General features: G+C 52.4%; 16 protein-coding genes. 5 read left to right on the top strand and 11 right to left on the bottom strand.

The features are described 5' to 3' along the window. Nucleotides 1-13 precede the first annotated feature (13 nt). The 5 genes from otsA to araF form a co-directional block, all read right to left on the bottom strand. The gene (otsA, locus tag AC4IBF_RS08255) at nucleotides 14-1438 is read right to left on the bottom strand and encodes an alpha,alpha-trehalose-phosphate synthase (RefSeq protein ID WP_136195788.1); all 1425 of its coding nucleotides are present in this window, start codon (nucleotides 1436-1438) and stop codon (nucleotides 14-16) included. After that, a complete protein-coding gene (gene otsB / locus AC4IBF_RS08250; protein WP_133294703.1) occupies nucleotides 1413-2216 on the bottom strand; it encodes a trehalose-phosphatase in 804 nt (267 codons plus the stop codon). Before otsB ends, otsA begins: the two co-directional genes overlap by 26 nt. Nucleotides 2217-2392: 176 nt before the next feature. Next, the gene (gene araH / locus AC4IBF_RS08245; RefSeq protein ID WP_023312268.1) at nucleotides 2393-3379 is read right to left on the bottom strand and encodes an L-arabinose ABC transporter permease AraH; all 987 of its coding nucleotides are present in this window, start codon (nucleotides 3377-3379) and stop codon (nucleotides 2393-2395) included. Nucleotides 3380-3393: 14 nt separating this feature from the next. Next, complete coding sequence (gene araG / locus AC4IBF_RS08240) at nucleotides 3394-4908, bottom strand: L-arabinose ABC transporter ATP-binding protein AraG (RefSeq protein WP_133294704.1); 1515 nt, start codon at nucleotides 4906-4908, stop codon at nucleotides 3394-3396. 71 nt (nucleotides 4909-4979) lie between these two features. Then, a complete protein-coding gene (gene araF / locus AC4IBF_RS08235) occupies nucleotides 4980-5969 on the bottom strand; it encodes an arabinose ABC transporter substrate-binding protein AraF (RefSeq protein ID WP_003859687.1) in 990 nt (329 codons plus the stop codon). Between the two features lie 786 nt (nucleotides 5970-6755). Here araF and AC4IBF_RS08230 point away from each other — a divergent pair. Continuing rightward, complete coding sequence (locus AC4IBF_RS08230) at nucleotides 6756-7259, top strand: non-heme ferritin-like protein (RefSeq protein ID WP_111964842.1); 504 nt, start codon at nucleotides 6756-6758, stop codon at nucleotides 7257-7259. Between the two features lie 591 nt (nucleotides 7260-7850). Next, nucleotides 7851-9194, top strand: a complete 1344-nt coding sequence (locus AC4IBF_RS08225; protein WP_111964843.1) for an anaerobic C4-dicarboxylate transporter — start codon at nucleotides 7851-7853, stop codon at nucleotides 9192-9194. A 41-nt stretch (nucleotides 9195-9235) separates the two neighbouring features. On the opposite strand, the gene AC4IBF_RS08220 is transcribed toward AC4IBF_RS08225, so the two are convergent. Beyond that, complete coding sequence (locus AC4IBF_RS08220) at nucleotides 9236-9487, bottom strand: DUF2766 family protein (RefSeq protein WP_008500405.1); 252 nt, start codon at nucleotides 9485-9487, stop codon at nucleotides 9236-9238. A 107-nt stretch (nucleotides 9488-9594) separates the two neighbouring features. Continuing rightward, the gene (azuC, locus tag AC4IBF_RS08215; protein ID WP_014884364.1) at nucleotides 9595-9678 is read right to left on the bottom strand and encodes a stress response protein AzuC; all 84 of its coding nucleotides are present in this window, start codon (nucleotides 9676-9678) and stop codon (nucleotides 9595-9597) included. A 234-nt stretch (nucleotides 9679-9912) separates the two neighbouring features. Between azuC and yecR the strand changes: the two genes are divergently transcribed. From yecR to tyrP, 3 genes are all read left to right on the top strand, one after another. Continuing rightward, the gene (gene yecR, locus AC4IBF_RS08210) at nucleotides 9913-10251 is read left to right on the top strand and encodes a YecR family lipoprotein (protein WP_023336145.1); all 339 of its coding nucleotides are present in this window, start codon (nucleotides 9913-9915) and stop codon (nucleotides 10249-10251) included. A 204-nt stretch (nucleotides 10252-10455) separates the two neighbouring features. Next, nucleotides 10456-10953: a non-heme ferritin gene (ftnA, locus tag AC4IBF_RS08205; RefSeq protein ID WP_111964846.1), complete on the top strand. Its 498-nt coding sequence runs from the start codon at nucleotides 10456-10458 to the stop codon at nucleotides 10951-10953. Between the two features lie 250 nt (nucleotides 10954-11203). After that, on the top strand, nucleotides 11204-12415 hold the full coding sequence (gene tyrP, locus AC4IBF_RS08200; RefSeq protein WP_126330200.1) for a tyrosine transporter TyrP: 1212 nt from the start codon (nucleotides 11204-11206) through the stop codon (nucleotides 12413-12415). 119 nt (nucleotides 12416-12534) lie between these two features. Here tyrP and AC4IBF_RS08195 read toward each other — a convergent pair whose 3' ends face one another. From AC4IBF_RS08195 to AC4IBF_RS08180, 4 genes are read right to left on the bottom strand one after another with little or no spacing between them, the layout of a single operon-like run. Next, a complete protein-coding gene (locus AC4IBF_RS08195) occupies nucleotides 12535-13173 on the bottom strand; it encodes a hypothetical protein (protein ID WP_136195792.1) in 639 nt (212 codons plus the stop codon). Between the two features lie 19 nt (nucleotides 13174-13192). Continuing rightward, nucleotides 13193-13909, bottom strand: a complete 717-nt coding sequence (locus AC4IBF_RS08190) for a hypothetical protein (RefSeq protein WP_491463255.1) — start codon at nucleotides 13907-13909, stop codon at nucleotides 13193-13195. Then, the gene (locus AC4IBF_RS08185; protein ID WP_134866049.1) at nucleotides 13909-14166 is read right to left on the bottom strand and encodes a PAAR domain-containing protein; all 258 of its coding nucleotides are present in this window, start codon (nucleotides 14164-14166) and stop codon (nucleotides 13909-13911) included. Before AC4IBF_RS08185 ends, AC4IBF_RS08190 begins: the two co-directional genes overlap by 1 nt. A 13-nt stretch (nucleotides 14167-14179) precedes the next feature. Further along, nucleotides 14180-14884, bottom strand: coding sequence for a YidX family protein (locus AC4IBF_RS08180; protein ID WP_133294706.1), 705 nt, complete (start codon nucleotides 14882-14884; stop codon nucleotides 14180-14182). Nucleotides 14885-14893: the final 9 nt, after the last annotated feature.

Below are 14893 nucleotides of genomic sequence, written 5' to 3'. Positions count from 1 at the left end.
CCCCAGCGGAAAATCAGGCAAGTTTAGGGAAGGTCGCGATCTTTTTTTGCAGATCGCCTTCATGGCTTTGCGGAGCGATGTCCCGGAGATCCTGAATAAAACGCGCCTGCCAGTGGTTAATGTCGTTCTTCCGGATCGTCTCCATCATGTCGGCATGGCGGGAAATACGTTCCGTGAGCGGCATTGTCAGGGCACGATTCAGCGCGTTAGCCACGTCATCCCTGTCGTAAGGGTTAACAATAAGCGCAGACGTGAGCTCATTTGCAGCCCCGGCAAACTGGGAAAGCACCAGAACCCCCGGGTCGGCAGGATCCTGGGCCGCCACATACTCTTTCGCCACAAGGTTCATCCCGTCGCGCAGCGGCGTGACCAGCCCAACGTCCGCATAGCGGAAAACCTTCATCAGGATCTTACGGTCAAAGTGCTGATTCAGGTAAAAGAGCGGCGTCCAGCCCAGCTGGCCGTAGCGGCCATTTATGCGCCCTGCCTCTGTTTCCAGCTGGTGGCGAATATCCTGATAGGCCTGAACCTCACCGCGCGACGTCGGCGCGATCTGGGTATAGCGGATTTTACCGTGGTGCTGCGGATATTTATCCAGCAGCGTTTCATACGCCAGGAAGCGTTCCGGCAGCCCTTTGGAATAATCAAGGCGCTCAACCGAGAAGATATTTTTCACGTGCTTAAGTTCATTCTTAAGCTGCGCAAGCTTCGGCGGCAGCGGACCTGAGGCCTGCTCCGCGATCTCGTCTGGTTCAATTCCTATTGGATACACCTCGGTGTGGAAGGTTTTGCCCCAGGCCGTGTGAGTTTTTCCGCCTTTTGTCACCAGACGGGCTTTCCCTGAGATGGAGTCAAGGAATGCCAGGCGGTCATTTTCCGTCTGGAAGCCAAGCAAATCGTAGTCACACAGCGCCTCCAGCAGCTCTTCATGCGGCGGCAGCGCGGTAAAAATTTCCGGCGTCGGAAAAGGAATGTGCAGGAAGAAGCCAATCCGGTTATTCACCCCCCTCTTTCGCAGCTCTCTCGCGAAGGGTAGCAGGTGATAATCGTGGATCCATAAAATATCGTCTTCTTCTATTAATGGCAGCAGTTTATCCGCCAGCAGTGCATTCACGCGCGAGTAGCCTTCGAAGGATTCACGCTGAAATTTGACCAGGTCAAGACGATAGTGAAACGCGGGCCACAGGACGGCATTCGAGAACTGCGAGTAATACTCGTCATAGTCTTTCTCTTTTAATGCAAATGAAGCCCACGTAATGTTTCCGCGCGTCACCTTTTTAAGCGGCTTCTCTTCTTCACTGATTTCCCCACTCCAGCCAAACCACAGCCCGCCAGCGGCTTTCAAGGCACCTAACACCCCTACCGCCAGGCCACCTGCACTGGCTTTTTTGTCATCAGGCGGTGCGATTCGGTTAGAGACGACGACTAAGCGACCCATAATGGTTTCCCCCTTTGCTTTGCGCTATTTGTTGTTGTTGCTGGTTAGCGATGTCAGATATCCACTGCCAGACGCTGGCGACATCCGCCAGTCGCCATTCGGCAACGGTGTCACCAGGCCCCACCTTGACGGCGATACCTCCGGCCTGATTCACCACGCGAAACCCGGCCTCATCGGTCAGGTCATCCCCTAAGAAAACAGGCGTCCGGCCCTTAAATGGTGCCTCCGCCATAAATGCGGCGATGGCTGAACCTTTATTAATCCCCTTCGGTTTTAACTCGACTACGCATTTGCCCGGCTGCAGCGCCAGCAGTGGATGCGCATCCGCAACCGTATGAGCAAGCGCGAGCACGGCATCTTCGTGCTGCGGCGCCTGACGATAATGCAGGGCAAAGGCCATGCCTTTGGCTTCCAGCTCGGTGCCGGGCAGTACGGCCAGCGCTGCAGAGAGCTGCTTATGCAGCGTTTGCGTGAGTGCGTCGGGGAGTGAAACGATATGCGTGTGATCATGGATGTCGCGGCGCTCCGCTCCGTGTACACCGGCCAGCGGAAAGTGGTAAGGACTGGCGAGCATATCCAGCTCGGCCATTGAGCGCCCTGATATCAATGCCAGTGCTCCCTCGTTCATGAGCGAGAGCTGATGCAAATCCTGTAACACCGCCTCCGGAATAGACACCTGATCGGGGTGCGGTTTTATCCCGGCGAGCGTGCCGTCGAGATCAAAAAAGAAAGCATAATGTCCGGGCAGTACAGGCGGTGCGGTTAACATGTCAGCCACCCTTTTCCTCCTTACGGTTTACGAGAGGTAAACGCCTTTACCTCTTTCATAGCCATGTAAGTATAGACAGTGTGACGTGGCTCGCCATTTGACAACCGCCCCGCCAGTTTTACTGGCGGGGCGGTTCAGGGGTCAACTATGGTTATAAGTTGAGCAATAAAAGACGGAAAAAAGGGTTACACGGTACGCTTCGCTTTTTGCTTGTAACGGTCGAAAATCACCGCTGCCAGCAGGATCAGGCCACGTACCACGTACTGAGAGAACGGCGAAATATTCAGCAGGTTCATGGCGTTCTCCACCGTGCCTAAAATCAGGATACCGGCCACAACATATGAGATTTTTCCGATGCCTCCCTTGAGGGAAACGCCCCCTAAAACGCAGGCCGAAATGACGATCAGCTCATAACCGATAGAGGTCATCGGCTGGCCGCTGGTCATACGCGAAGCAAGAATAATCCCCGCGGCGGCAGAAACCAGCCCTGAGAGCACAAAGATAATAATCTTGGTTCGCACCACCGGTACCCCTGCCAGGCGTGCCGCCTCTTCATTACCGCCGATCGCCAGCGTGTTACGGCCAAAGGTGGTTCGGTTGAGCAGGAAGCCGAACAGGATCAGGCAGGCCACGGTCAGCCAGATAGGCGCGGGCAGACCCAGCCAGTTGGCGTAACCCAGGGTAAAGAAGCGCTCGTCTTCAATCCCCACGGCTTTACCGTCGGAGATGATATAGGCCAGCCCGCGGACAATTTGCATTGTCGCAAGTGTGGTTATCAGGGCGTTAATCTTCAGGCGAGCGATAACAAAACCGTTCACCAGACCGCTGATGACGCCGAGCAGCAGCCCGGCCAGGACGCCAATCCACAGGCTCTCCGTCATGTTGATCACCACGGCCGTTGTGACGCCCGCACAGGCAATCACCGACGCCACCGACAGGTCAAAATCGCCGGAGGCCAGACAGAACAGCATACCGCAGGCCACCATCCCGGACATGGAAATAGCCAGCCCCAGCCCCTTCATATTAATGAAGGTGGCAAAGTTAGGAACAAAGATCGCGCAGGCGAGGAACAGCGCGGCAAAGACCACAAGCATGCCGTACTGATCCCAGATACGCCCAAAACTCAGCGCCGATTTCGATTTCGGCGCCCCGGATGTAGTAACAGAGGACATCATTAACTCCTTACTCAGGCGACAGCCTGGCTGACTTTAGGCATGGCGAGATTCAACGCCTGTTGTTCATTCGCCTGTTCATGAAGTAATTCACCGGCAATTTCGCCTTCACGCATCACCACAATGCGGTCGGCCACGCCAAGCACCTCCGGCAGATCGCTGGAGGCGAAGAGCACCGCCACGCCGCGTTTTGCCAGTTCATAGATCACGTTATAGATCTCGTGTTTTGCCCCCACATCGATACCGCGCGTCGGCTCGTCCAGCAAAATCACCTTCATATCCTCTGACAGCCAGCGGCCTAAAATGGCTTTCTGCTGATTTCCGCCGGAAAGATTCATGATCAGCTGTTCCGGACCCGGCGTTTTGATATTCAGCGAGCGAATATGGTGGTCGGCGTTGCTCGACTCCCAGCTATCGTTTATCAGGCAGCCTGCGCGAATAAACTTGCGGCGAGCGGAAATATTGATGTTGTCGCGTACCGAATGCACCGGAATGATCCCCTCTGCTTTACGGTCTTCCGGGCAGAGCATCATGCCCGCCCTGATCGCGTGGGCCGGTTTCTGAATATCTATCCGCTCGCCGTCAATGGAGACCTGCCCATCGGTAATACGAGTGCCGCCGAACAAGCCTTTCATTAATTCACTACGCCCCGCGCCCACCAGACCAAACAGGCCGACGATTTCGCCGCTGCGAACCGATAACGAAATCGGCGTTCTGACGCCCGGTGCTTTTACGCTATCCAGGCGCAGGCGTTCCGGACCGTACTGGCGCGGCTGCCAGTGATAGATGTCACCCAGCTCGCGTCCGACCATTGCCTGAACCAGCTGGTCATGGTTCACCTGCGCCATGTCGGTAAAGGTGCGCACATAGCGTCCATCTTTAAACACGGTGATGGCATCGCTCAGGGCAAAAATCTCTTCCATTCGGTGCGAAACGTACAGGATCGTACGCCCTTCCTGACGCAATTCGCGGATCACGCGGAACAGATTTTCGATTTCACGCTTAGAGAGCGAACTAGTGGGTTCATCGAAGGCAATAATTCTGGCGTTACGCGCCAGCGCCTTGGCAATTTCAACCATCTGCCACTGGCCGATGGAGAGATATTTCAGCGGCGTCTGGGGATCGACGTCCAGACCCAGGTGTTTAAGCTGCAGCCCCGCTTCATAATTAAGTAGCGAACGATTCACCACGCCGCCTTTATGCGGGAGCTGTCCTAGATAGATATTTTCCGCCACGGTCATCTCAGGGATGAGGTGCAGCTCCTGATAGATAATGGCAACCCCTGCATTGAGCGCCGCCGTGGTATCGGCAAACGCCACCTCTTCGCCGCGAATGGCCAGCGTGCCGGTCGTGGGCGCGTAGTTGCCGCTGAGGATCTTCAACAGCGTGGATTTACCCGCGCCGTTTTCCCCCATCAGGGCGTGAACCTGGCCGGCATAGCAGTCGAAGCTGATATCGGTCAGCGCGTTCACACCGGGGAAGGTTTTCCCGATGCCGAGAAAAGAGAGATACGGATCAGACTGTTGCATAACGTCTCCGTGATTCCTGTAGTGTGTACGTCTGGCCCCTCACGATGTATGAGGGGCGCAATCACAGCGTATTACTTACCGCCCAGTCCTTTTTTCGCCAGCTCCTCTTTGAAGTTGTCGCGGGTGATCAGCACCACGTCGGTCACTTCGGTAAATTTCGGCGGTTCGGCCCCTTTGGTGACCCAGTTGTAGAGCATCTCACTGGATTTGTAGCCGTGAACGTCCGGGCTTGGCAGCAAAGAACCGTAGAAACCGGTAGCCTGCGCTTTGGACAGTTCGCTGACGGCGTCAACGCCGTTGATGCCAATCCCGATCACGTCAGGCGCTTTGAAGCCCTGGCCTTCCGTCGCACGAACCCCGCCCAGCACGGTGTTGTCGTTCATACCGACCACCAGCCAGTGTTTGACCTCCGGATGCTGGACGAGCATAGAGTTCGCGGCGTCGAAAGCGCCTGGGATATCGTTGGATTTGGTTGGGACCTTATAGATCTGTTTTTCCGGGAAGCCGGCCGCTTTCAGCGCATCCATTGAACCGGTAGTACGACGACGTGCGGTGTCCAGCTCGTCAGCCGTGATAGCCATCACCGCGGTCTCTTTGACATCCCAGCCGCGCTTTTGCATCTCTTTATAGAGCTCCTGGCCCTGGCGTTCGCCGATTTTTGTCGCCGCCATCATGACCAGCGGGACGGTATCCATCGGCTTGCCTTTAGCGTTGACGAACTGATCGTCAACCGCGATGACCTTCATGTCGTAACCGCGCGCCTTCGCCGCAATCGCCGATCCCAGCTTTGGATCAGGGGTACAGATAACGAAACCTTTTGCACCGCTGGCCGCAAGGCTGTCGATGGCGTTCAGGGTTTTTTCGCCGTCAGGCACGGCGATTTTAATGACTTCAAAACCTAAATCTTTCCCGGCTTTATCTGCGAATTTCCACTCAGTCTGGAACCAGGGCTCTTCGGGCTGTTTTACCAAAAAACCGAGTTTTAAATTCTCAGCGATAGCGGATTGTGACATAACGGCAGCCAGACCGATGGCCGCCAGCGCTTTAGTAAATTTGTGCATGGTAAACTCCAGCTTTAGCATTCTTTTCTGTAGGGAATAAGTGCGTGCTTCTTATTTAATCGGACTTAAAACAAGGCATTAGCGCTTACCTCGTCATAAGCGTTATTGCTGGTGATAGTTTTAGCGGGAAATTAATCATCCATAAGAGAGCCCCATCACACCGCAGAATTACAGTAATTGCGTACATAAATTCAGCGAAAAATGACATAAAAAAGACAGGATTTGTCAGACAAATAGAAGGGGGTTAAGCAGAATTATCCATAAGATTAGCCAAGATATCCCTGATGCCCATCAGCGGGCAAAACGGCACCTGGCGTTAAACGGGTTCAACATGTTTTTCATCACGAATGTACAATGCACCTGAAAAACGTTATTCCGCAGAATTTGATTTAGCGCAATTTTATTGACACATCATATATTCGAAACGATTAAACCGTATTTCTGTTTTTCACGGAGTAATATTCCAACTTAATATCTCCGAAAGAGTAACAGTGCACTCTCACGGTAAAAACCATTAATTATTAGCATCTTAAATAAACTCCATTCGTGGCGAGCTAATTTTATTTCTGTACTATATTAAACTTTGTAATGTATGGTAAACACAGCCTAATTAAGAGTTTTCTTAGACCAAAGACAAGGGTATGCTTATTTATATCGAACACAGGAAGTGTATTTCGGTCGACTTCGGTCACGGCAGAATGTGTATTTCTGCTCTTTTCTTCATATTTGCCTGGCGCTCAGGTTAAGCAACGGACATCACGTCCCACGGTCAATAAGGATATGAGTATGGCTACCCAAACGATGATGCAAAAACTTAACGCGCAGATGAACCTTGAGTTCTACGCCTCGAATCTGCACCTTCACTTAAGTGCATGGTGTGCCGAGAATAGCCTCACGGGATCTGCCACATTCTTTCGCTCTCAGGCGCAAAGTAACGTCACTCATATGATGCGTGTCTTTAACTTCCTGAAAGCCGCAGGGGCAAATCCTGTCGTTAAAGCTCTTGATGGGATCAACGAGAACTACTCTTGCCTGGAAGAACTGTTTCAGAAAACGCTTGAAGAGTATGAACAACGCTGCAGCACCCTCAGCAAACTGGCCGATGAAGCCAAAGCGCAGCAGGACATTACGACGCTCAGATTCTTACGCGATATGGATAAAGAGCAGCAGCAGGATGGCCTTCTGCTGAAGACGCTGGCGGATGAGATCCATAATGCGCAGCAGGCGGGTTTATGTCCTGAGCAAACCGACCGTCATCTGCTCGACATCGTGGCGGTGCAGCACCACTGAGTTTTTTAATCTGCTCCAACCGGGCTGAGGGTTTCCCAAGAATTTATTAACCTGAAGCGATGAATTTTGTTTCAGGCAAGTGAATAACTGACAGCGATGTCCTGGTCCGGCTGTAAATCGCCGAAGCGTTTCCGTAAGGCCGGGGCGAGGCGCAGGGATGCGCCGAGAGGGTGTGGCCTGCAGGGATGCAGGCTCATGCCCGACCCGATAGCCTGAAGGAATAAGCTGAGGGCACCGCGAAGCGGCGATTTACCGCCGGGAGCCCGGGTCGCCAGGGCGGCGGCGATTGAGCCGCCCTGGCACGTTCACCGGTCATGTCGTTAAAGAGTAGCAAGGAACATGAAGTGAACGGAATGACCACCACAGCCGTATGTTCCCCCTCACCCCAGCCCTCTCCCTCAAGGGAGAGGGAGTCGTCCGTGCAGGCATTGTTTTGTGGGGATCCCTCCTCCCACCTGAGGCAGGATTCCTTTTCCCATCTCCAACCATCTGCTTTTGCTGAAATTTAACAAATCAGATCTGGCTCCCAATGATTAACCACACAACGTGTGATGATTTATTTAGTTACATAATCATTGACGAGGGAGCATCATGATCACCATTGAGTTTGTTGTCATTCTCCTCTGCCTGCTGACGGGTACGCGTTTCGGCGGAATGGGGCTTGGGTTAATCAGCGGTATTGGTCTTTTTATTTTATGTTTTGTCTTTGGTCTGCAGCCGGGTAAACCGCCGGTTGACGTTATGCTGACCATCCTTGCGGTGATTGGCTGTGCCGCTACCCTGCAAACGGCGGGCGGTCTCAACGTCATGATGCAGTTTGCTGAACGTCTTCTGCGCAAACACCCGCAGCACATCACCCTGCTCGCCCCTTTCACCACCTGGATGCTAACCTTTCTGTGCGGCACCGGGCATGTGGTCTACACCATGTTCCCCATCATTGCGGATATCGCCCTGAAAAAAGGGATCCGCCCGGAGCGCCCTATGGCCGTGGCATCGGTCGCGTCGCAGATGGCGATCACGGCCTCCCCCGTTTCCGTTGCCGTCGTGTCGCTGGTCTCCATCCTGGCGGCCCAGCATGGGCTCGGCCACGCGTGGGGGATCCTGGAAATACTTGCCGTCTCGGTTCCCGCTTCACTTTTTGGCGTGGCCATAGCGGCCCTGTGGAGCTTACGCCGCGGGAAAGATTTGGCAGACGACATGGAGTTTCAGGAAAAGCTGAAAGATCCTAAGCAGCGAGAATTTATCTACGGCGGAACGGAGACGTTAATGAATCAACGTTTTCCTAAACAGGCCTACTGGTCCACGTGGATTTTCTTTGCCGGTATTGCCGTGGTCGTTTTGCTGGGGGCATTCCCTGAACTGCGCCCTGCCTTTGAAGTGAAAGGTAAAATGACGGCGCTGTCGATGAACCTTGTCATTCAGATGATGATGTTAATTGCGGGCGCGGTGATGCTGATGGCCTGCAAGGTCAATGCGTCGGCCATTTCCAACGGCGCGGTGTTCAAAGCCGGTATGGTCGCGATCTTCTCGGTGTTCGGCGTGGCGTGGATGAGCGATACCTTTTTTCAGGCACATCTCGAGGAGTTAAAGCTGGCGCTGGAAGGCGTGGTGAAAAGCCACCCGTGGACGTATGCCATTGTACTGTTTCTGGTGTCAAAACTGGTGAACAGCCAGGCGGCGGCGCTGACGGCCGTTGCGCCTATGGGCCTCATGCTGGGCATCGACCCGAAAATGCTGATCGCCTTTTTCCCGGCATCATACGGCTATTTTGTGCTGCCAACCTATCCAAGTGATTTGGCCTGCATCGGCTTTGACCGGTCAGGCACGACCCGCATCGGGAAATTCATAATCAACCACAGCTTCATTTTGCCAGGGCTGATTGGGGTGAGCTGCGCGTGCGCGGCGAGCTACCTGCTGGTCCAGACGTTCTTCTGACAGCATCAAAGGGCGACACGTACCGTCGCCCATTTCCCTGCTTAGTGGGATTCACCCTGCGGCGTGAATCGCAGCTCGATCAGCGCGATGGCTTTCTGGATCGCACGAAGCGTTACCGGATCAGCGGCAGCAGGATGGCTGGCGAAATCGATGTTTTTGAGCTGGGTAGACATCTTCTCGCGCACTTCAACCGGCGCAATCACGTCCAGAACATCAAGGATTTGTTTGATAACCAGCTGACAGGCGACAACGTCAGAGACCAGTTCCTGATCGGCGCTCAGGTTTTGTGACATGGGGCTTTCTCCTTATTTAAAGGCCGCCATATTAGCAAAACACGCCCCCTGACATCTCCCCTTCAACGCCTGCAGGTATAAAAAAACCTGCCGAAGCAGGTTTTTTATCAGAACATGGCGCCCGGCGGCACGTCTTTGAACGTGCGGCAGTAATTGGCCCACATGCTTTTCAGGATTTTGCGCAGTTTCACGATGAGGCTCCATTAACTTGTTATACAACTTTATTGTCAATGTACCTATAATATGACCACTGTCACAAAAATCAATATTTTTGTGACATGCATCACAATTTTATCCGCATGTGGCCTGACAGCGTTAATCCCGGACCCGTTGCAAAGAGTGAGGGCAGATTGTCCGGCTATTCCAGGCATTGCAGCGGGCATCTGCGGGTACGATAACGTATTTCCATCCACTCAGAGCGAACCATGAAAAGAGTCATTGTAGCCGGCACAATCCTGCTGCTCGCGGGGTGTAGTATTAACCGCCAGGCTGAAGTCAGTAGTCTCGATGCCCCAAACGGCATCGTCCGCCTCGACTACGGCCAGGCAGCGCTGCAAAATGCATATTCCGATGAGTATGTGAATAACGGCACGGCGGCAAAAGCGTGTCAGAGCATGGGGTATGCCACCGCCTCAGCCTATGGTCAGCCCATTAAAACCTGTACCCTGACAAGCGGTTCTCTGTGCCTGAACGAGAGCGTGACTATCCAGTACAAATGTATGGGTTACGCCGTTAATCCTAAGTCAAATAATCCGTGGTATTAATCGAAGCTGCCAGCGTGTGCTGGCAGTTTATTTCATTACGAACAAAAATAATTCTCATTAATACATTATAAAAATCGCCAATGCGTTTTATTCCCATTCGTATTTTGAATAAATAAAATAATAATTTTACGTTTTGCAAATAATTAAATAACAAATTATAGTGTCGCTCATTGTGGACCAGAAATAATAATCCGGAGCGTCACCATGCTGAAAACTGAAATGATCGACAAGCTCAACGCACAAATGAATCTTGAGCTTTTTTCATCCCTGCTCTACCAGCAGATGAGCGCCTGGTGCAGCTACCACAGCTTCGAAGGTGCGGCCGCGTTTCTGCGTCGTCACGCTCAGGAAGAGATGACCCACATGCAGCGTCTGTTTGATTATCTGACAGATACGGGCAGCCTGCCGCGCATTGACACCGTGGCCTCACCGTTTGCTGAGTATAATTCTCTCGATGAACTGTTCCGCGCCACCTACGAGCACGAGCAGCTGATCACCCAGAAAATTAACGAATTGGTTCATGCTGCGATGACCAGCCAGGATTATCCAACCTTTAATTTCCTGCAGTGGTACGTCGCTGAACAACACGAAGAAGAGAAGCTGTTTAAATCCGTGCTGGATAAATTATCGCTGGTGGGGAAATCCGGTGAAGGTCTTTACTTTATTGATAAAGAACTTTCCACTCTCGATACTCAGAATTAATTTCAGCGCGGTGCCGGTTTCCGGCACCGCGTTAATTTACCTTCCCTCCCCCGCATCGAAATACCCATTTTATTCCCTGTACGCCCTGTTTACGTTACGCCTGAGCGTCGCCCCACGTCATAGAATTGCCGGCAGCGCAATTCGTAAACTTTTAATTACAGTACTTGTAACGGTGATTTGACGAGTTACGGCTTTTCCCTTACTCTGCGCCGCAGATTTGTCGCGGTTAAGAAGCGTTGTAGAGGAAAGCGTGAAAAACAGAACCCTGGGAAGTATTTTTATCGTCGCCGGAACGACAATTGGCGCAGGAATGCTGGCCATGCCCCTGGCGGCCGCGGGCGTGGGATTTGGCATGACCCTGCTGCTGCTGGGCACGCTTTGGGCGCTGATGTGCTACACCGCCCTGCTGCTGCTTGAGGTTTACCAGCACGTGCCCGCCGACACCGGCCTGGGTTCGCTTGCGGCGCGCTATCTGGGACGCTACGGCCAGTGGATAACCGGCTTTAGCATGATGTTCCTGATGTACGCCCTGACCGCCGCCTATATCAGCGGCGCCGGGGAACTCATCGCCTCCAGCGTCAACGACTGGTTTGGCTCTGACATTACCCCTGCGACGGGGGCTATCTTCTTTGCGCTCATCGGCGGCGGCGTGGTCTGCGTGGGGACATCGCTGGTCGATCTGTTTAACCGCTTTCTGTTCAGCGCCAAAATTCTCTTCCTGATTATCATGCTGGTGCTGCTGGCCCCGCACGTGCATAAGGTCAACCTGCTGACGCTGCCGCTGGAAAAAGGGCTGGCGCTTTCCGCGATCCCGGTCATATTCACCTCGTTTGGCTTCCACGGCAGCGTGCCAAGCATCGTCAGCTATATGAACGGCGATATCCGCAAGCTGCGCCGCGTCTTTGTTATCGGCAGTGCCATTCCGCTGATCGCCTATATTTTCTGGCAGCTGGTGACGCTGGGCAGCATTGACTCCTCAACCTTTATTGGGCTGATGGCGCAACATGCTGGCCTGAACGGTTTTTTGCTGGCGCTGCGCGAAGTCGTCACCTCCCCGCACGTGGAGCTTGCGGTACACCTGTTTGCCGACCTGGCGCTGGCAACCTCGTTCCTGGGCGTGGCGCTCGGCCTGTTTGATTACCTGGCCGACCTGTTCCAGCGTCGCAATACCGCGGCCGGACGGTTGCAGACGGGGGCCATCACCTTCCTGCCGCCGCTCGCTTTTGCGCTGTTTTATCCACGCGGGTTTGTGATGGCGCTGGGCTATGCGGGGGTGGCGCTCTCTATCCTGGCCCTGCTGCTCCCTTCCCTGCTGGCATGGAAGAGCCGCCAGCAGCATCCGCAGCAGGGTTACCGCGTGGCGGGGGGAAAACCGCTGCTGTGCGTGGTGTTTTGCTGTGGGGTGGTGATTATTCTGGTGCAGGTGTTGATTGCAGCCGGGATGCTGCCGGAAGTGGGATAACAAAGGTTTAAGGGGAAACTTTCCGCTTTATTAGGGAGAGATTCCCCTTTAATCAATCCCTTATATTACGATTATCACCATCCGGAATGCTGTCGTTAAAATTAATGCTTCATTCATCATCACATCCCCATGTGCTCATAAGCTTTGTCACCATAATAAAAGGTAAACAATGTCCCCATCCCAAGGAATAAACCTATTAACAGAACCGCCATTATCGTTATAAACCAGCCGGACAGAGTTTTACCGTCGTCACCAGCGCTGGCAATGATTAACATCAGCCCAAAAAACAACATCAGACCGCCAATCCCGCCAGCTTGCCACGGCAACGTATATCTTTTTTCTTCGGGGTAATCGGGTTGGCAGGTCAACCGGGAGGATAGCGCGGCCATGGCAAAATGGTTCTGTGCGGACGCGGCCACAAGCTGATCGCCCTGCCCGTACATAATCGCATCAGCGGCCAGCGTCAGCATCAGCCACTGATAACCGGCAGAGCGCTCACCGAGCGAAGCCTCAAGCTCCAGCCTGTCCGGCACCGCTTTGTTCTCGTCCAGCACTTCCAGCAGCGGATACTTCTCTGTGCGGGATAACCCGGTATACCAGAGTTGCTTAGGCTTGCTGACGGTTTCTGTCCTCAGATAAACGGGCATTTTACTTTCTACGTCTGTGACACCCGTCATCGGCTGATAAAAATAAACCGGTTTTTCTCCTGCTGTTTTGACGTAGTCGTTCGTGAAGAAAAGTGCCGTAACATTTTCCATCTGTTTAGATGCTTCTTCGTCAGAATGCAGATCGACACAGATAAGCAGCCGTTGAACGACGTAGCTTTTTCGACAGATTTATCCATTCCGTGACTTGCGTATAGTCCGGGCATTCAGGTAAAAAAGTGATTTTCTTCGTCGCGATCGCAGAACGTTCAAGCACGCGCCGGAGTTCATCGCTACAGGATTCATCCCCGCCCCGAACCCACACCAGCGCTTCAATCTGCTGGTACCGAGAAAGTTTCCCTGCCGTGGGCTCCAGAACGCGGGATACTGCCTGCCCGGCCCTCGTGAAATCGAACGATTCTTCCAGCTCGATTTTCAACGGCATTTTAGCGGCCAGCGGAAACTCTCCCTCAAGTTTCAGCATTCTCAGTGCCAGTTCCTTTGTTGCCTTTGGTGGAGTGAGTACGGACCAGCCAGCAAGGGTAATATTCCCCCTGGCAAAGCTGACAACCTTGTATTCCTGCCGGGCGGCAATCAGCAGCCTCGTTTCCATGTAGTGCCTCATGCCGTGATACACGACAGACCACATCTGAACGAACCCCGTCAGAAAAACAACCGGAATAACCACGGACTGGGCAAGAAAATCGAGATCAACATGTTTATTACCCGGCCAGGTGACTGCCCGAACAGCAATACCGATAATCACGACGATCACATATAGGATAAAAACTGCCAGATAGGGGTAGTCTTCTTTAAATTCGTCCTGTTCAGGATACAACCACCAGTTCATCACACAGCCCCCGCAACAGGTAGCGTGGTCCGGATAGCACAACCACACGCCGCTTTACAGCCGTCCACGACCACACCGCGGCCGTTCATCGTCCAGGTTGGGTTACAATCATTAATAGGGAACGTCCCTTTATGCTCCGTACACGTCACTTCATCGCCTTTCAGAGCCACAGGCAGGCCCATAAATTGCGCGCCTGACGCCTTAATCACTTTCCCGCCGCTTACCAGCGGGTCATTGAGTCGAATTACGCCGTTCATCACTTCATTCCTTTTAGTGAGCTTTCATTGATGCCATACTTGCAATACCAACAAGAGGCAAACTAATTAATTGCAATGGCGATGTAACAATATCCACAGCAAGAGTAACAGGGTATAAGAGCGCACCAGCGACAGCTGGGGATGTAGACGTACTTTTCTTGTAAAATGCAATTTTGACTGGCTGATAGAACATTAATACTTTGCTATTATCTTGTTGGGTATTTTTCTTATGAATACTACCAGAAAGGAAACGTACTGTTAGCTCACAATTGTTATTGCTATGGCAAATAAAACCATGCTGTTTCAATGAATTACGGACGCCATCAATTAACGGGGCATTTTTATACAGAATATAGATACTTCCAGAAAACGCATTACCCTTTTGTGAAATCACAAACTGTTCTTCGCCGCGCGCTGTAAGGCTTTTTTTATCAATTGAGTCATCATTTAGAAGACTTACAATTGAATCGCCCCCACTAGATAGTAAATAATCAAAATTTTTACCAATAAAAACCCAACCTTCCTTTTTATTACTGTCAATACCTTTGGAGAAGCCAATAATTTCATCATTGCTATATGATATTGATACGTCCTTTCCATCACCAATTTTCTGGGAAAGCGAGTAGGTCAAACATCCAGATAAACTGGTGCAAGCCACCAGTAAAAACAAAATGTTACATGCTAACACGTTAATGTCATATATTTTAATAAATTTCATATCCTACGT

Source organism: Enterobacter sp. Taxon_8, assembly GCF_058354585.1.
Note: the sequence above shows the minus strand (reverse complement) of the source record. Positions and strands in the feature narration are given on the sequence as shown.